This is a genomic window from Tenacibaculum sp. 190524A02b (assembly GCF_964036645.1).
GTDB classification, from domain to species: Bacteria; Bacteroidota; Bacteroidia; order Flavobacteriales; family Flavobacteriaceae; genus Polaribacter; species Polaribacter vairaonense.
The window spans coordinates 1,232,855-1,252,400 of the sequence record NZ_OZ038525.1; the positions used below are offsets into that span (position 1 = coordinate 1,232,855).

10 protein-coding genes are annotated in these 19,546 nt (G+C 36.7%); all 10 read right to left on the minus strand.

All coding sequences use genetic code 11. The features are described from left to right. Positions 1 to 87: 87 nt before the first annotated feature. A complete protein-coding gene (locus tag ABNT65_RS04855; protein WP_348747330.1) occupies positions 88 to 831 on the minus strand; it encodes an amidohydrolase family protein in 744 nt (247 codons plus the stop codon). After that, a complete protein-coding gene (locus tag ABNT65_RS04860) occupies positions 818 to 1,330 on the minus strand; it encodes a GNAT family N-acetyltransferase (protein ID WP_348747331.1) in 513 nt (170 codons plus the stop codon). Before ABNT65_RS04860 ends, ABNT65_RS04855 begins: the two co-directional genes overlap by 14 nt. Further along, positions 1,317 to 1,754, minus strand: coding sequence for a MarR family winged helix-turn-helix transcriptional regulator (locus ABNT65_RS04865; RefSeq protein ID WP_348706533.1), 438 nt, complete (start codon positions 1,752 to 1,754; stop codon positions 1,317 to 1,319). The genes ABNT65_RS04860 and ABNT65_RS04865 overlap by 14 nt, the downstream gene beginning before the upstream one ends. A gap of 319 nt (positions 1,755 to 2,073) precedes the next feature. Next, positions 2,074 to 3,201: a methionine aminotransferase gene (locus tag ABNT65_RS04870; RefSeq protein WP_348747332.1), complete on the minus strand. Its 1,128-nt coding sequence runs from the start codon at positions 3,199 to 3,201 to the stop codon at positions 2,074 to 2,076. 78 nt (positions 3,202 to 3,279) lie between these two features. After that, on the minus strand, positions 3,280 to 4,773 hold the full coding sequence (locus tag ABNT65_RS04875; protein ID WP_348747333.1) for a serine hydrolase: 1,494 nt from the start codon (positions 4,771 to 4,773) through the stop codon (positions 3,280 to 3,282). Between the two features lie 93 nt (positions 4,774 to 4,866). Next, positions 4,867 to 5,244, minus strand: coding sequence for a DUF6249 domain-containing protein (locus ABNT65_RS04880; protein WP_348706526.1), 378 nt, complete (start codon positions 5,242 to 5,244; stop codon positions 4,867 to 4,869). Positions 5,245 to 5,307: 63 nt separating this feature from the next. Next, the gene (locus ABNT65_RS04885) at positions 5,308 to 5,730 is read right to left on the minus strand and encodes a hypothetical protein (RefSeq protein WP_348706525.1); all 423 of its coding nucleotides are present in this window, start codon (positions 5,728 to 5,730) and stop codon (positions 5,308 to 5,310) included. Continuing rightward, entirely contained in the window at positions 5,727 to 6,311 is a 585-nt protein-coding gene (locus ABNT65_RS04890) for an RNA polymerase sigma factor (protein ID WP_348740024.1), read from the minus strand. The genes ABNT65_RS04885 and ABNT65_RS04890 overlap by 4 nt, the downstream gene beginning before the upstream one ends. Before the next feature lie 186 nt (positions 6,312 to 6,497). Further along, a complete protein-coding gene (locus tag ABNT65_RS04895; protein ID WP_348747334.1) occupies positions 6,498 to 7,340 on the minus strand; it encodes a YitT family protein in 843 nt (280 codons plus the stop codon). 113 nt (positions 7,341 to 7,453) lie between these two features. Next, positions 7,454 to 18,922: a gliding motility-associated C-terminal domain-containing protein gene (locus tag ABNT65_RS04900; protein ID WP_348747335.1), complete on the minus strand. Its 11,469-nt coding sequence runs from the start codon at positions 18,920 to 18,922 to the stop codon at positions 7,454 to 7,456. Between the last annotated feature and the right edge of the window lie 624 nt (positions 18,923 to 19,546).

Genomic DNA, 19,546 nt, shown 5'->3' on the forward strand with positions numbered 1-19,546 from the left:
TAAAAATTTAAAATACAAACATTTACATAATTAAAAAAATAATTCTACAATGAACTATTTTTTAAGTTTTAGGAAATTAATATTGTATTATTTATTATACCACTCTATGGAGTTTTTATAGAAAATATTTTCTTGTTCACTTACTGTAAAGTTATCTCTAATAATCTTAATATCTTTAAATGAAAAAGGGTACTTTGCTCTTGTAGATGGTAAATCTGTTCCAAACATTAGTGCTTTAGGATTTATATTGTATATTTTATTAAGAACTGGTAATGGATTAAAGTTTAATCGTCCAAATCCAGTTGCTTTAACTTTTACTCCTTTTTCTACCCAAAAATATAAACTTGAAAGTCCTTCTTTTGAAAGCCCTAAATGATCAATTGAAAACTTATGTATATTTTTTAATGTTGAATTTAACTGTTTTAAGTTTTTACTATCAACATATAATTCTGTATGCCAATTATACTTATCTAATAAACTATTTGATAGCTTTATTAATTCTTTTAACTTAGTAGAATCACCTCGTTTAAGATTAATCCTAACAGCGACTATATTAGAACTGTTTAATCTTTTTATTTCTTTTGAACTTATATCAATAGGAATATTGGCTACACCATAAAAATTATTACCAAGTAATTTAAGTGAATTTACTAAATATTCTTGATCAAATTTTTGAAAAGAGCCGGATACTATTGCACCTCCAACAATATTTATTTTATTAACTCTATCTTGATAATCTTGAATAGTAAAACTTTCTGGTAAGAATCCATTATTTTCAAAAAGTGGGTATTTAGGGTCAATTATATGAAAGTGTGAATCAAATATTTTCATTAAGATCTTTTATAAACATTTCGTATCGTTGTTCATTAAGAGGTTTTCCAAATGCTTGTGATTTTTTAGACTCTGATAATTTAAAACCGTTTCTTGTATAAAGAGAAGCAGCTGTAAATAATTCATGGGTAGTCCATAAATAGGCAGACTTATATTCTTTTTCTTTTAAGAAGTTCATAAACAACTTCATTAATTTTTTACCTAATCCTACTCCTCTATATTCTGGTTCTAGGTAAAAATATCGTAATTGAGCTGCTTTATTTTCTCTATGCATTAATAAAATGAATCCTACTATTTTACCTTCATGTTCACATATCCAAACTCTATCTAGATCAGGATCATAATTTGAGTAAAATTCATGCAAACCAGCTCCTACATAAGTTTCAAAAGAAACTCCATAACCATATTCTTCCTCATAAAGTTTTCCGTGTCTATGAACAACATAACCTAAATCTCCAGGTTTAATATTTGTTCTAATTATAATATCATTTAAATCCATCTTTACCTAATAAGTTTTTTATTTTTTCTAACATTAATATTAATTCATTTTGTTCATTTTCATTTAAATGTTTAACCACATTTTCCATAGCTCTTGATGAACGATCATTTAACTCTAAGAAAACTTTTACTCCATTTTCTGAAAGCTTAAGTGATGAAACTCTATTATCTTTTTTAGACTTAGTTTTTATTATTAGATTTTGATTTACTAGTTTCTTTATTAACCGACTTAGATAACCTTCATCTACCTGAATTATTTCTTTAATTTTCCTAGCTGTAATATTAGGAGTATGATAAATTTCATACATTACTCTTACTTCTGAAAGTGAATATTTACTATCCAAAATATGATTATTTGTTAACCCTATAACTTTAGTATAATACCGGTTAAACTCCCTAAACTTTAAAATTAGATCGTGTTTCATATTACAAATACACGTAAAATACTTGACAAAAGCAAGCATTTTACATTGTAATGCAAATCATATAGAAAAACTATTGAAAGATTTCTTAAAGTTTATATCAAAAAAAATTAACCGGGTTCCATAAAAAAAGCCTCGATAACCTACTTGTTAACGAGAAGTAAATTTATATAAAGTGTTTAAAATTGGAGAAATTTATTTTATAACTTGTTATTCAACATAAATATAAAGTTTGAAGCCAACAAAGAAACAATCATCTAAATTATAAACAATTACATAATTAAAAAAATAGTTGTATGCTAGAGTATTTTAATACTTCTAATTATATTTTAGCCAATTTAGTAGCAGCAGACAGTAATGTTTCATCTGTTTTTGCAAAGCAAAACCGTAACATTTTTTTATCATTAGCATCTTTGTAAAATACTGAGATAGGAATGGATGCAATACCATGTTCAGTTATTAATTCTTTAGCAAATTCTACATCATTTTTATTACTAATACTCTTATAACTTACTATTTGAAAATAGGTTCCTTCTGATGGTAATACCTCAAATCGACTTTTCCTTAACAAATCTTGAAACAACCTTCTTTTACTGTCATACATTGTAGCTATTTCATTGAAGTCTACCAAATCTAAATACTCAGAAATTACATACTGTGCTGTACTTGTTATACTGTATATTAAAAACTGATGTACTTTTTTAATTTCTTTCATCAAAAACTTTGGAGCTACTAAATAGCCTACTTTCCAACCAGTAACATGTAATGACTTTCCAAAGGAAGATACTATAATCGTTTTATCCACTAATTTAGGTCTAGTATTTACAGAAATATGCGGATGTTTAAAAGAAATATACTCGTATACTTCATCACTTAATAATAAAATTTGAGGATATTTATCTAATATAATTTCTAAATCTTCAAAATCTTTTTCATTCCAAATTTTCCCTGTAGGGTTATGGGGATTATTAATAATTATCAGTTTTGTTTTTGTAGTGATTGCTGATGCTATTCTATTAAAGTTTGGAGAATAATCATCATTCAAAGAAATACGTACAGGCTTTCCTCCTGCTACTAAAACTGAAGGCTCATAGCTATCATAACTTGGATCTAAAATAATAACTTCATCTTCATTTCCTACTAAAGCATTTATCGCAGTATATATTCCTTGTGTAGCTCCAGAAGTTATCAATAATTCCGAATTTATATTCAATTTTCTTTGATAGTATTTCTGTGTAAGCAAAGCTATTTTTTCTAATAAAGAAGATACACCAATCATTGGTGGATATTGATGGATATTAGTAGTTAATAACCTTTTTGATATGTCTAGTAAACGTCCATCTACTGGGAAATTTGGAAATCCTTGTGATAAATTAATTGCATTGTGCTCATTGGCTAATTGAGACATTACAGAAAAAATACTTGTTGTAGTGTTTGGTAATTTTGACATGTTTAATAAAATCAATTACTACGAAAATAAGGTATTACTTATTATTTATAAAAGAAATTATAGCAATATATTATCTAACTAATTTTGCTTTAATTTTTTTAAAGCATTAGAGGAACTTTCACACCAATCACAGTTTTTAGTAGGCGCTAACTCCAAAGCTTTTAAATAACTTTCTTTAGCTCTTTCTTTTTGTTTATTTTTAATATATGCTTCCCCTAAAGAATCCCAAATATTTCCATTAGCAGGAAATAATACAGTGTTTAATTTAAATAAAGCAATAGCCCATTTAGTACTTTCTTTTGATTTTATAAGTTCCTGATTCAATACTAAGTAGCCAATATCATTTAGTTTATTAGCATTTCTGATTTGAGAACGATAGTTTTTGGTAATCATGCTAATTAAAGTATTCACTTTATTTACATTGTTATTTTTTATAAAATCCTGAATTAAGAAATGAAGATTCTTTTTTATTGGGTTTGGAATGTATTTTTTATCAAGTATCATTTTTTGAATTGGCCAGGCTACTTCGACTTCCCTACTACTTGCATTAGTAAATAAAATGATAACAATATCTTCTTTTGGCAGCCATATAAATTCATGGAAAAAAACTCGATTTCCTCCATTATGACTTATAATTTTTGTTCCTTTTTTTGATGTATTTATGGCCCAACCATAAGCATAATAACTAGATTTGTCTTTAACTTCTGCAATATACGGGGTGGTTAATTTCTGAAATAAATCTTTAGTTAAAATTTTGTTTGCTTTAAGTGCCTTATACCATTTATACATATCTTCCGTAGTAGCGTGAATTCCTCCGTTTCCTTTCAAATTCCACGAAATTTTTTGATGTTTTTTAAATCTTGCTATTAACGTTCCTAAACTAAATATATTATAGGCATATCCAGAAGCAATAGTGTGTTTGGACCAATCAGGTATAAAATATCCTGTATTCTTCATTCCTGCTGGTTGAAACAAATATTCATTTAAAAAACTCTCATATTCCATTTCCGAAACTATTTCAATAATTCTCGCTAAAATGCTATAACCTGCATTGGAGTATTTATAATTACTACCAGGTGTAAATAACAGTTTTTGAGTAAATAAAGAGCTAAAGTATTTTTCTGTTGGTATGTAATCAAAATCACCTTTTCCTACTCCATTTTTGAATCCTGAAGAATGTGTTAGTAATTGATGAATGGTAATATTTTTCTTATCATTAGGTAGATTTGGAAAGAATTTATTTATAGAGTCTTCTACTTTTAGCTTGTTTAACATTACTAATTTTAAAATGGCTGTGGCTGTAAATTGTTTGGTTACGGAACCAATAGTAGAAACAGTAGTAGTTTGATAAGGTGTATTGGTTTCTTTATTAGACAGTCCATAGGCTTTATGAAGTATTATTTTCTCTTTCTGAGATACTAATACAACTCCTGAAAAGCCTTGTGAAACTCCTTTAGTTAAATAGGTATCTATTTTTTGTTTTAATACGATATCATCTTGATCAAGTTGTGCATATGTTGTTGAAAAGGTTGTAAAAAGAATACAAACTAATATGTGGTTAATTATTTTCATTGTTTAAGGTTTTGTTATTAAAGTTTGGACGTGTTTTTCTAGGTTTCATGCAAATGAAACTTTTCTATATTCAGTTTAAAAGTTGTTCAAAGGTTAGTTATTGAAGCGATTTAAATAAAGAGAGTGTAATAAAAAAGCAGCAGAAATACTTATAGCCATAATTCCTATAGAATGAATACCTAAAGGTAAAAACAAGCCACTAATAAACAGACCGACTCCAGTTGCTACAAGTACTAAAAACCATTTAACACTTGTATGTTTAGTGCTTTGTGCATCATTTTGTAACATGGAAGTTATTACTTCCTCTGAAATTCCTTTGTCTAACATTTTGTTTTTTAGTTTATGATCTAAAATATTCTTTAAAACAGTCATGATAAAAGACAAGAAAATAACAATCAGAAAAATAATGACAATGATTTTATATACATCTGGATCTATATAAGTACTATTAGTAATAAATAATGTTTTCATATTTTAAATTTTTAAGTGATATTTAATTAGACCGTTTGTTAAATAAAATGTTGCAGTTAAAACTTAAAAAGTTAGCTTTCTTTTAAAGGTTTGTAGCATTTCTATAGTTGATAAAATAGTTATGAAAAAAACAATACTTATGATGAAGTAACTGCTATAATTTTCAATTATATTAATATTACTTATAGTATGAATTAAAATGGCTAAAACTCCTATTGCTAATAAAACTAAGGCACTATTATTAACAGAAATAAAAGGTTTTGATTGTTTTTTTTCTGGTAGTTGTTCCAATATTTGTGATGCAATATCAAAATCTAAGCTTGGTTTAGTTAATTCTTTTAAATCATTTGATAAATACTTATACTCATTAACCAAACTTTTACAATGTTCACAGGAATTTATATGTGTAATTATAGTTTTATCACAATTATCCAAATCAAATACATATTGCTGAATTTGTATCTCGTTCACATGTTCTGTACTCATAAGTCGTCTTTTTTATAGGTATTTAATAAATCATTACGTAGCTTTTTCCTAGCTCTGTATAAATAGCTTTTTAAAGTCCCCTCTGGTAAGCTTGTTATTTTGGAAATCTCTTCATAACTTAATTCTTCATTATGAAAAAGAGTTATTAAAGTTTTATACGCTGGGGGTAATTTATCTATAGCTTCTTGTAAAATATTCAAACGCTCTTTTTTAAAAAGATATTGATCTGTTTCATTATAATTATGATTACTTTTAATATTAATTATGCTCCAAGACTCATTTCCCTCTTTATCAAAAACTTTTATTGTTGGTATTCTTTTTTTCTCTAAAAAATTCAAGCAAGTGTTATAAGCAATGGTGCCAATCCAAGTTGAGAGTTTACTTTTATATTTAAAATGAGACAATTTATGATATACTTTCAAATAAATCTCTTGTATTAAATCTTCTCTATCCAACGAGTTGTCAATCATTTTATAAACAATTTGTATTACTAACCCTTGCGTATTAGTTATGATTTGTTTAAAGGCTTTATTATTTCCTTTTAATACTAAATCAATCAAATGTTTATCTTTTGAATTCACTTTTTTTTATAATAACTAGAAGCATTAGACCGAGTTCTTTTAAAAAGGTTGCATCCAAATTAAAAAATAATATAAATAGTAAATATATCACCTATTAAAATTGTGAATCATTAAATAAAAAACACCTGATACATATTATATCAAGTGTTTAAATTTATAATAAGAGTTTTTGAAACTTAAAATAAGTTAATCTAAAAATTTAGTTCCTAACATCGCTGAAGCTTCCATAACAATCATTTTGGCAGACTCGTCTTCTGTTCTTACTAAATGCCTCAGAGTACTTAACCTATTCATAGGGACTGTAACAAAAATCATATACTTGTCTGTTGTTAAACTAAGATTATTTCCTTTCATTAAGGTACCATTTACACCAATTCTTTCATTTATCAGTAAACCGAGTTCTTCTAAATTATTTGGTGAAGAGATATGAACAATTCTTCCATTTGGACGACCTGTTAAAACAACATCAATCATTTTTGTAGTAATAAAAATACTTATCATACTCCATAAAGCTAATTCTATATTGTTAAATACTATTGCTGTAGCAACAATCACCATAGAGTCTAATATAAGAATTACAGTTCCTGTTTTTAACGATGTTTTTGAAGTTATAATACGAGCAATTATGGTTCCTCCTCCAGCAGAACCTCCTCCTTTAAATATAAAACCTATTCCGGCTCCAACCGCAACTCCTCCATATAAAGTAGCTAATAGAGGTTCATTACTTAAAGCTTTTAATTGAATTAATTCTCCAAGTATATCTACAAATAAACTAATTGCTATAATGGCAATTGTACTTTTTATTGCAAAATACTTTCCTAAATACTTAATACTTATTACCAACAAAGGAATATTTATTGAGGCAAATAAAATACCTATTGATATTTTAAAAAGCTTATTAAAAATAATAGCTAAACCTCCTGTTCCCCCCATGGCTATATTATTAGGACTTAAAAAAGTCACGACTCCAAACGCCATAAGAATACAACCTATAGTTATAAATGTATAGTTTAAAAGTTCTTTTTTCATTTTGTTTCTTTATAAATGCAAAGTTATACTATTCATTCTACTTATTAATATATTAAGTATTAACTATACTTTATACTATTTTTACGGTGATTCTTTTTTATATTAGATTATTACTACCTATTTATATAAATCCATCCTTTTTTAACTTCAGACCCATCTCCTAAATCTAAAATATAAAAATAAGTTCCTACTGGTAATTTTATCTCTTCTTCTAAAGTAGCTCTTCCTGTTGATATTCCATCCCATGAGTTATCATACCCTACTTTTTTGTATACAGTATTTCCCCATCTATTGAATATTTCTAAAGTATTTTTAGGGTAGTTTTTTATACAATTTATTATAAAAACGTCATTATGGTCATCATTATTAGGAGTAAACTGATTAAAAACAATTAAGCAACCTAAATCCGTTACTGTTGGATCGTCTTTTATATTACCATCTGTATCATCACCATCATCACTTATATCTTCTACTAATTCACCACTCGAGTCTTGCCCTACAGCAATTACAGTATTTCTTACTCCTCCAGTATTAATTACTTCTTTTGTAATGATAAAACTAGCTTTATATATAGCTGCTTCTCCCATTAATAAAGTGCCTTCAGGGCTCCCATAATCAGCTCCATCAAAACGTACACCTTCTGTTAACTCTAATGGGTTTCCATCTATATCTGTAAAAATATCAGACAAGGATATATTCATAATAGTTGATGTCCCTATATTTTCCACCTTTATAGTATATTCTATTATATCGCCTACTTCTTTATCCGTTAAACTAGCTGTTTTAGTTACTTCTATAGCACTAATACACTTTATGTTAGAAGTAATTGGTTCTGAGATACTACTAGGTACAAAATCACAAGGATCAAATGGACTAGTATCATCCATTACTTCATTACTATTTAAAACACCGTCTCCATCACAATCTTGTTGAGCCCATATCAAATAGTTTGGATTATTTATGTCAGGAACCGTTTTAATAGAAACCGAACACGGGTCATTAGGGTTAGTTTCATTTACTATCTCATCCCCATTAATTTCATTATCTCCATCACAATCACTAAGCTGCCATATAGTATTCTGAGTATCAGGCTTTGGTTTTCCAGTGAATGAACATGAGTTATTTGGATTACTTATACTTGTTGGAACACCTATTGTTAACGGATCATCTAATCCAGTTGTCTCCTCACAATCTGTTAAGCCATCTCCATCAGTATCTAAACTTCCTCTTAAAGTAATTTTGACTGATATAGCTGGACTTAAACAACCAGTATCTATATTCTTTGATACTACATAATATGTTCCTTCCTCTAAAAATTCTACCGTGTCAAGTATTTTTGTCAAAGCTGAATCTTTAAACCAAATTACCGTATTAGAAATAGTTGGAACTAAATCATTTCCTGTTGGGGTTTCTATTGAACAAAACAATTGTTCAGATACATTTGGAGGAATTGGCGTACTTAAGTCTTGAGTGACTACAACCGTATCACTAGATATACAACCAGTAATCGTATTAGTAACTGTTAAGGTATATGTACCTGGAGCACTTATTACTGGGCTCAGTGTTGTTGCGCCACTGTCTATGGCACCGCCTGTCCATACATAACTAACATCGGTAGTGGTGGAACCTGTTCCATCTAAGGTTAATGTTGAGGTATCACAGTCTAAAACACCAGGTGCTACCCCTGCCTCGGCTGTGGGAGTGCTTAGGTCTTGAGTGATTACAACCGTATCACTAGATATACAACCAGTAATCGTATTAGTAACTGTTAAGGTATATGTACCTGGAGCGCTGATTACTGGGCTCAGTGTTGTTGCGCCGCTGTCTATGGTACCTCCTGTCCATACATAACTAACATCGGTAGTGGTGGAACCTGTTCCATCTAAGGTTAATGTTGAGGTATCACAGTCTAAAACACCAGGTGCTACCCCTGCCTCGGCTGTGGGTGTACTTAGATCTTGAGTGATTACAACCGTATCACTAGATATACAACCAGTAATTGTATTAGTAACTGTTAAGGTATATGTACCTGGAGCGCTGATTACTGGGCTCAGTGTTGTTGCGCCGCTGTCTATGGTACCGCCTGTCCATAAGTAATTAACATCGGTAGTGGTGGAACCTGTTCCATCTAAGGTTAATGTTGAGGTATCACAGTCTAAAACACCAGGTGCTACCCCTGCCTCGGCTGTGGGTGTACTTAGATCTTGAGTGATTACAACCGTATCACTAGATATACAACCAGTAATTGTATTAGTAACTGTTAAGGTATATGTACCTGGAGCGCTGATTACTGGGCTCAGTGTTGTTGCGCCGCTGTCTATGGTACCGCCTGTCCATAAGTAATTAACATCGGTAGTGGTGGAACCTGTTCCATCTAAGGTTAATGTTGAGGTATCACAGTCTAAAACACCAGGTGCTACCCCTGCCTCGGCTGTGGGAGTGCTTAGGTCTTGAGTGATTACAACCGTATCACTAGATATACAACCAGTAATCGTATTAGTAACTGTTAAGGTATATGTACCTGGAGCACTTATTACTGGGCTCAGTGTTGTTGCGCCACTGTCTATGGCACCGCCAGTCCATACATAACTAACATCGGTAGTGGTGGAACCTGTTCCATCTAAGGTTAATGTTAAGGTATCACAGTCTAAAACACCAGGTGCTACCCCTGCCTCGGCTGTGGGTGTACTTAGATCTTGAGTGATTACAACCGTATCACTAGATATACAACCAGTAATCGTATTTGTAACTGTTAAGGTATATGTACCTGGAGCGCTGATTACTGGGCTCAGTGTTGTTGCGCCACTGTCTATGGTACCGCCTGTCCATACATAACTAACATTGGTAGTGGTGGAACCTGTTCCATCTAAGGTTAATGTTAAGGTATCACAGTCTAAAACACCAGGTGCTACCCCTGCCTCGGCTGTGGGTGTACTTAGATCTTGAGTGATTACAACTGTATCACTAGATATACAACCAGTAATCGTATTTGTAACTGTTAAGGTATATGTACCTGGAGCACTTATTACTGGGCTCAGTGTTGTTGCACCACTGTCTATGGTACCACCTGTCCATAAGTAATTAACATCGGTAGTGGTGGAACCTGTTCCATCTAAAGTTAATGTTAAGGTATCACAGTCTAAAACACCAGGTGCTACCCCTGCCTCAGCTGTGGGGGTACTTAGGTCTTGAGTGATTACAACCGTATCACTAGATATACAACCAGTAATCGTATTTGTAATTGTTAAGGTATATGTACCTGGAGCACTTATTACTGGGCTCAGTGTTGTTGCGCCGCTGTCTATGGTACCGCCTGTCCATACATAACTAACATCGGTAGTGGTGGAACCTGTTCCATCTAAAGTTAATGTTAAGGTATCACAGTCTAAAACACCAGGTGCTACCCCTGCCTCAGCTGTGGGGGTACTTAGATCTTGAGTGATTACAACCGTATCACTAGATATACAACCAGTAATTGTATTAGTAACTGTTAAGGTATATGTACCTGGAGCGCTTATTACTGGGCTCAGTGTTGTTGCGCCGCTGTCTATGGTACCTCCTGTCCATACATAACTAACATCGGTAGTGGTGGAACCTGTTCCATCTAAGGTTAATGTTAAGGTATCACAGTCTAAAACACCTGGTGCTACCCCTGCCTCAGCTGTGGGTGTACTTAGGTCTTGAGTGATTACAACCGTATCACTAGATATACAACCAGTAATCGTATTTGTAACTGTTAAGGTATATGTACCTGGAGCGCTTATTACTGGGCTCAGTGTTGTTGCGCCACTGTCTATGGTACCTCCTGTCCATACATAACTAACATCGGTAGTGGTGGAACCTGTTCCATCTAAGGTTAATGTTAAGGTATCACAGTCTAAAACACCAGGTGCTACCCCTGCCTCAGCTGTGGGGGTACTTAGGTCTTGAGTGATTACAACCGTATCACTAGATATACAACCAATAATCGTATTTGTAACTGTTAAGGTATATATACCTGGAGCGCTTATTACTGGGCTCAGTGTTGTTGCGCCACTGTCTATGGTACCTCCTGTCCATAAGTAATTAACATCGGTAGTGGTGGAACCTATTCCATCTAAGGTTAATGTTAAGGTATCACAGTCTAAAACACCTGGTGCTACCCCTGCCTCGGCTGTGGGTGTACTTAGGTCTTGAGTGATTACAACCGTATCACTAGATATACAACCAGTAATCGTATTTATAACTGTTAAGGTATATGTACCTGGAGCGCTTATTACTGGGCTCAGTGTTGTTGCGCCACTGTCTATGGTACCTCCTGTCCATACATAACTAACATCGGTAGTGGTGGAACCTGTTCCATCTAAGGTTAATGTTAAGGTATCACAGTCTAAAACACCTGGTGCTACCCCTGCCTCGGCTGTGGGGGTACTTAGGTCTTGAGTGATTACAACCGTATCACTAGATATACAACCAGTAATTGTATTAGTAACTGTTAAGGTATATGTACCTGGAGCGCTGATTACTGGGCTCAGTGTTGTTGCGCCGCTGTCTATGGTACCGCCTGTCCATAAGTAATTAACATCGGTAGTGGTGGAACCTGTTCCATCTAAGGTTAATGTTGAGGTATCACAGTCTAAAACACCAGGTGCTACCCCTGCCTCGGCTGTGGGTGTACTTAGATCTTGAGTGATTACAACCGTATCACTAGATATACAACCAGTAATTGTATTAGTAACTGTTAAGGTATATGTACCTGGAGCGCTGATTACTGGGCTCAGTGTTGTTGCGCCGCTGTCTATGGTACCGCCTGTCCATAAGTAATTAACATCGGTAGTGGTGGAACCTGTTCCATCTAAGGTTAATGTTGAGGTATCACAGTCTAAAACACCAGGTGCTACCCCTGCCTCGGCTGTGGGAGTGCTTAGGTCTTGAGTGATTACAACCGTATCACTAGATATACAACCAGTAATCGTATTAGTAACTGTTAAGGTATATGTACCTGGAGCACTTATTACTGGGCTCAGTGTTGTTGCGCCACTGTCTATGGCACCGCCAGTCCATACATAACTAACATCGGTAGTGGTGGAACCTGTTCCATCTAAGGTTAATGTTAAGGTATCACAGTCTAAAACACCAGGTGCTACCCCTGCCTCGGCTGTGGGTGTACTTAGATCTTGAGTGATTACAACCGTATCACTAGATATACAACCAGTAATCGTATTTGTAACTGTTAAGGTATATGTACCTGGAGCGCTGATTACTGGGCTCAGTGTTGTTGCGCCACTGTCTATGGTACCGCCTGTCCATACATAACTAACATTGGTAGTGGTGGAACCTGTTCCATCTAAGGTTAATGTTAAGGTATCACAGTCTAAAACACCAGGTGCTACCCCTGCCTCGGCTGTGGGTGTACTTAGATCTTGAGTGATTACAACTGTATCACTAGATATACAACCAGTAATCGTATTTGTAACTGTTAAGGTATATGTACCTGGAGCACTTATTACTGGGCTCAGTGTTGTTGCACCACTGTCTATGGTACCACCTGTCCATAAGTAATTAACATCGGTAGTGGTGGAACCTGTTCCATCTAAAGTTAATGTTAAGGTATCACAGTCTAAAACACCAGGTGCTACCCCTGCCTCAGCTGTGGGGGTACTTAGGTCTTGAGTGATTACAACCGTATCACTAGATATACAACCAGTAATCGTATTTGTAATTGTTAAGGTATATGTACCTGGAGCACTTATTACTGGGCTCAGTGTTGTTGCGCCGCTGTCTATGGTACCGCCTGTCCATACATAACTAACATCGGTAGTGGTGGAACCTGTTCCATCTAAAGTTAATGTTAAGGTATCACAGTCTAAAACACCAGGTGCTACCCCTGCCTCAGCTGTGGGGGTACTTAGATCTTGAGTGATTACAACCGTATCACTAGATATACAACCAGTAATTGTATTAGTAACTGTTAAGGTATATGTACCTGGAGCGCTTATTACTGGGCTCAGTGTTGTTGCGCCGCTGTCTATGGTACCTCCTGTCCATACATAACTAACATCGGTAGTGGTGGAACCTGTTCCATCTAAGGTTAATGTTAAGGTATCACAGTCTAAAACACCTGGTGCTACCCCTGCCTCAGCTGTGGGTGTACTTAGGTCTTGAGTGATTACAACCGTATCACTAGATATACAACCAGTAATCGTATTTGTAACTGTTAAGGTATATGTACCTGGAGCGCTTATTACTGGGCTCAGTGTTGTTGCGCCACTGTCTATGGTACCTCCTGTCCATACATAACTAACATCGGTAGTGGTGGAACCTGTTCCATCTAAGGTTAATGTTAAGGTATCACAGTCTAAAACACCAGGTGCTACCCCTGCCTCAGCTGTGGGGGTACTTAGGTCTTGAGTGATTACAACCGTATCACTAGATATACAACCAATAATCGTATTTGTAACTGTTAAGGTATATATACCTGGAGCGCTTATTACTGGGCTCAGTGTTGTTGCGCCACTGTCTATGGTACCTCCTGTCCATAAGTAATTAACATCGGTAGTGGTGGAACCTATTCCATCTAAGGTTAATGTTAAGGTATCACAGTCTAAAACACCTGGTGCTACCCCTGCCTCGGCTGTGGGTGTACTTAGGTCTTGAGTGATTACAACCGTATCACTAGATATACAACCAGTAATCGTATTTATAACTGTTAAGGTATATGTACCTGGAGCGCTTATTACTGGGCTCAGTGTTGTTGCGCCACTGTCTATGGTACCTCCTGTCCATACATAACTAACATCGGTAGTGGTGGAACCTGTTCCATCTAAGGTTAATGTTAAGGTATCACAGTCTAAAACACCTGGTGCTACCCCTGCCTCGGCTGTGGGGGTACTTAGGTCTTGAGTGATTACAACCGTATCACTAGATATACAACCAGTAATCGTATTTGTAACTGTTAAGGTATATGTACCTGGAGCGCTTATTACTGGGCTCAGTGTTGTTGCGCCGCTATCTATGGTACCTCCTGTCCATACATAACTAACATCGGTAGTGGTGGAACCTGTTCCATCTAAGGTTAATGTTGAGGTATCACAGTCTAAAACACCTGGTGCTACCCCTGCCTCGGCTGTGGGTGTACTTAGATCTTGAGTGATTACAACCGTATCACTAGATATACAACCAGTAATTGTATTAGTAACTGTTAAGGTATATGTACCTGGAGCGCTTATTACTGGGCTCAGTGTTGTTGCGCCGCTGTCTATGGTACCGCCTGTCCATAAGTAATTAACATCGGTAGTGGTGGAACCTGTTCCATCTAAGGTTAATGTTGAGGTATCACAGTCTAAAACACCAGGTGCTACCCCTGCCTCGGCTGTGGGTGTACTTAGATCTTGAGTGATTACAACCGTATCACTAGATATACAACCAGTAATTGTATTAGTAACTGTTAAGGTATATGTACCTGGAGCGCTGATTACTGGGCTCAGTGTTGTTGCGCCGCTGTCTATGGTACCTCCTGTCCATACATAACTAACATCGGTAGTGGTGGAACCTGTTCCATCTAAGGTTAATGTTAAGGTATCACAGTCTAAAACACCAGGTGCTACCCCTGCCTCGGCTGTAGGTGTACTTAGGTCTTGAGTGATTACAACCGTATCACTAGACACACAACCAGTAATCGTATTAGTAACTGTTAAGGTATATGTACCTGGAGCACTTATTACTGGGCTCAGTGTTGTTGCGCCACTGTCTATGGTACCGCCTGTCCATACATAACTAACATCGGTAGTGGTGGAACCTGTTCCATCTAAGGTTAATGTTAAGGTATCACAGTCTAAAACACCAGGTGCTACCCCTGCCTCGGCTGTAGGTGTACTTAGGTCTTGAGTGATTACAACCGTATCACTAGATATACAACCAGTAATCGTATTTGTAACTGTTAAGGTATATGTACCTGGAGCACTTATTACTGGGCTCAGTGTTGTTGCGCCACTGTCTATGGCACCGCCTGTCCATACATAACTAACATCGGTAGTGGTGGAACCTGTTCCATCTAAGGTTAATGTTAAGGTATCACAGTCTAAAACACCAGGTGCTACCCCTGCCTCGGCTGTAGGTGTACTTAGGTCTTGAGTGATTACAACCGTATCACTAGATATACAACCAGTAATCGTATTTGTAACTGTTAAGGTATACGTACCTGGAGCGCTTATTACTGGGCTCAGTGTTGTTGCGCCGCTGTCTATGGTACCTCCTGTCCATACATAACTAACATCAGTAGTCGTTGAACCTGTTCCATCTAAAGTAAGTGTTAAGGTATCACAGTCTAAAACACCTGGTGCTACGCCTGCTTCGGCAGTTGGTGTGCTTAGATCTTGGGTAATCACAACCGTATCACTTGACATGCATCCGGTAGTGGTATTTGTTACCGTTAAAGTATACGTACCTGGAACGCTAATTACTGGGCTCAGTGTTGTTGCGCCGCTGTCTATGGTACCACCTGTCCATACATAACTAACATCAGTAGTCGTTGAACCTGTTCCATCTAAGATTAATGTTAAGGTATCACAGTCTAAAACACCAGGTGCTACCCCTGCTTCGGCAGTTGGTGTTCTTAGATCTTGGGTAATCACAACCGTATCACTTGACATGCATCCGGTAGTGGTATTTGTTACCGTTAAAGTATACGTACCTGGAGCGCTTATTACTGGACTTAGTGTTGTTGCGCCGCTGTCTATGGTACCTCCTGTCCATACATAACTAACATCAGTAGTCGTTGAACCTGTTCCGTCTAAAGTAAGTGTTAAGGTATCACAATCTAAAACACCTGGTGCTACACCTGCTTCGGCAGTTGGTGTGCTTAGATCTTGGGTGATTACAACCGTATCACTTGACATGCATCCGGTAGTGGTATTTGTTACCGTTAAAGTATACGTACCTGGAGCGCTAATTACTGGACTCAGTGTTGTTGCGCCGCTGTCTATGGTACCTCCTGTCCATACATAACTAACATCGGTAGTGGTTGAACCTGTTCCGTCTAAAGTAAGTGTTAAGGTATCACAATCTAAAACACCTGGTGCTACGCCTGCTTCAGCTGTAGGTGTACTTAGGTCTTGAGTGATTACAACCGTATCACTAGATATACAACCAGTAATCGTATTTGTAACTGTTAAGGTATACGTACCTGGAGCGCTTATTACTGGGCTCAGTGTTGTTGCGCCGCTGTCTATGCTACCGCCTGTCCATAAGTAATTAACATCGGTAGTGGTGGAACCTATTCCATTTAAGGTTAATGTTAAGGTATCACAGTCTAAAACACCAGGTGCTACCCCTGCCTCGGCTGTAGGTGTACTTAGGTCTTGAGTGATTACAACCGTATCACTAGATATACAACCAGTAATCGTATTAGTAACTGTTAAGGTATATGTACCTGGAGCGCTGATTACTGGGCTCAGTGTTGTTGCGCCGCTGTCTATGGTACCTCCTGTCCATACATAACTAACATCGGTAGTCGTTGAACCTGTTCCATCTAAGGTTAATGTTAAGGTATCACAGTCTAAAACACCAGGTGCTACCCCTGCTTCGGCAGTTGGTGTGCTTAGATCTTGAGTGATTACAACCGTATCACTAGATATACAACCAGTAATCGTATTAGTAACTGTTAAGGTATACGTACCTGGAGCGCTGATTACTGGGCTCAGTGTTGTTGCGCCGCTGTCTATGGTACCACCTGTCCATACATAACTAACATCAGTAGTCGTTGAACCTGTTCCGTCTAAAGTAAGTGTTAAGGTATCACAATCTAAAACACCAGGTGCTACACCTGCTTCGGCAGTTGGTGTGCTTAGATCTTGAGTGATTACAACCGTATCACTAGATATACAACCAGTAATCGTATTTGTAACTGTTAAGGTATACGTACCTGGAGCGCTTATTACTGGGCTCAGTGTTGTTGCGCCGCTGTCTATGCTACCGCCTGTCCATAAGTAATTAACATCGGTAGTGGTGGAACCTATTCCATTTAAGGTTAATGTTAAGGTATCACAGTCTAAAACACCAGGTGCTACCCCTGCCTCGGCTGTAGGTGTACTTAGGTCTTGAGTGATTACAACCGTATCACTAGATATACAACCAGTAATCGTATTTGTAACTGTTAAGGTATATGTACCTGGAACGCTTATTACTGGGCTCAGTGTTGTTGCGCCGCTGTCTATGGTACCGCCTGTCCATAAGTAATTAACATCGGTAGTGGTGGAACCTATTCCATTTAAGGTTAATGTTAAGGTATCACAGTCTAAAACACCAGGTGCTACCCCTGCCTCGGCTGTGGGGGTACTTAGGTCTTGGGTGATTACAACCGTATCACTAGATATACAACCAGTAATCGTATTTGTAACTGTTAAGGTATATGTACCTGGAGCGCTAATTACTGGGCTCAGTGTTGTTGCGCCACTGTCTATGGCACCGCCTGTCCATACATAACTAACATCGGTAGTGGTGGAACCTGTTCCATCTAAGGTTAATGTTGAGGTATCACAGTCTAAAACACCAGGTGCTACCCCTGCCTCGGCTGTGGGAGTGTTTAGGTCTTGAGTGATTACAACCGTATCACTAGATATACAACCAGTAATCGTATTAGTAACTGTTAAGGTATATGTACCTGGAGCGCTGATTACTGGGCTCAGTGTTGTTGCGCCGCTGTCTATGGTACCTCCTGTCCATACATAACTAACATCGGTAGTGGTGGAACCTGTTCCATCTAAGGTTAATGTTGAGGTATCACAGTCTAAAACACCAGGTGCTACCCCTGCCTCGGCTGTGGGTGTACTTAGATCTTGAGTGATTACAACCGTATCACTAGATATACAACCAGTAATTGTATTAGTAACTGTTAAGGTATATGTACCTGGAGCGCTGATTACTGGGCTCAGTGTTGTTGCGCCGCTGTCTATGGTACCGCCTGTCCATAAGTAATTAACATCGGTAGTGGTGGAACCTGTTCCATCTAAGGTTAATGTTGAGGTATCACAGTCTAAAACACCAGGTGCTACCCCTGCCTCGGCTGTGGGTGTACTTAGATCTTGAGTGATTACAACCGTATCACTAGATATACAACCAGTAATTGTATTAGTAACTGTTAAGGTATATGTACCTGGAGCGCTGATTACTGGGCTCAGTGTTGTTGCGCCGCTGTCTATGGTACCTCCTGTCCATACATAACTAACATCGGTAGTGGTGGAACCTGTTCCATCTAAGGTTAATGTTAAGGTATCACAGTCTAAAACACCAGGTGCTACCCCTGCCTCGGCTGTAGGTGTACTTAGGTCTTGAGTGATTACAACCGTATCACTAGATATACAACCAGTAATCGTATTTGTAACTGTTAAGGTATATGTACCTGGAGCGCTGATTACTGGGCTCAGTGTTGTTGCGCCGCTGTCTATGGTACCGCCTGTCCATAAGTAATTAACATCGGTAGTGGTGGAACCTGTTCCATCTAAGGTTAATGTTAAGGTATCACAGTCTAAAACACCAGGTGCTACCCCTGCCTCGGCTGTGGGTGTGCTTAGGTCTTGAGTGATTACAACCGTATCACTAGACACACAACCAGTAATCGTATTAGTAACTGTTAAGGTATACGTACCTGGAGCGCTTATTACTGGGCTCAGTGTTGTTGCGCCACTGTCTATGGCACCGCCTGTCCATAAGTAATTAACATCGGTAGTGGTGGAACCTGTTCCATCTAAGGCTAATGTTAAGGTATCACAGTCTAAAACACCAGGTGCTACCCCTGCCTCGGCTGTAGGTGTACTTAGGTCTTGAGTGATTACAACTGTATCACTAGATATACAACCAGTAATCGTATTTGTAACTGTTAAGGTATATGTACCTGGAGCGCTGATTACTGGGCTCAGTGTTGTTGCGCCGCTGTCTATGGTACCGCCTGTCCATAAGTAATTAACATCGGTAGTGGTGGAACCTGTTCCATCTAAGGTTAATGTTAAGGTATCACAGTCTAAAACACCAGGTGCTACCCCTGCCTCGGCTGTAGGTGTACTTAGGTCTTGAGTGATTACAACCGTATCACTAGATATACAACCAGTAATCGTATTTGTAACTGTTAAGGTATACGTACCTGGAGCGCTTATTACTGGGCTCAGTGTTGTTGCGCCGCTGTCTATGCTACCGCCTGTCCATAAGTAATTAACATCGGTAGTGGTGGAACC

Bases quoted from the DNA above. Each gene is read 5' to 3' on its own strand.
- ABNT65_RS04855 (WP_348747330.1), bottom strand. From the start codon at position 831: ATGAAAATATTTGATTCACACTTTCATATAATTGACCCTAAATACCCA.
- ABNT65_RS04860 (WP_348747331.1), bottom strand. From the start codon at position 1,330: ATGGATTTAAATGATATTATAATTAGAACAAATATTAAACCTGGAGAT.
- ABNT65_RS04865 (WP_348706533.1), bottom strand. From the start codon at position 1,754: ATGAAACACGATCTAATTTTAAAGTTTAGGGAGTTTAACCGGTATTAT.
- ABNT65_RS04870 (WP_348747332.1), bottom strand. From the start codon at position 3,201: ATGTCAAAATTACCAAACACTACAACAAGTATTTTTTCTGTAATGTCT.
- ABNT65_RS04875 (WP_348747333.1), bottom strand. From the start codon at position 4,773: ATGAAAATAATTAACCACATATTAGTTTGTATTCTTTTTACAACCTTT.
- ABNT65_RS04880 (WP_348706526.1), bottom strand. From the start codon at position 5,244: ATGAAAACATTATTTATTACTAATAGTACTTATATAGATCCAGATGTA.
- ABNT65_RS04885 (WP_348706525.1), bottom strand. From the start codon at position 5,730: ATGAGTACAGAACATGTGAACGAGATACAAATTCAGCAATATGTATTT.
- ABNT65_RS04895 (WP_348747334.1), bottom strand. From the start codon at position 7,340: ATGAAAAAAGAACTTTTAAACTATACATTTATAACTATAGGTTGTATT.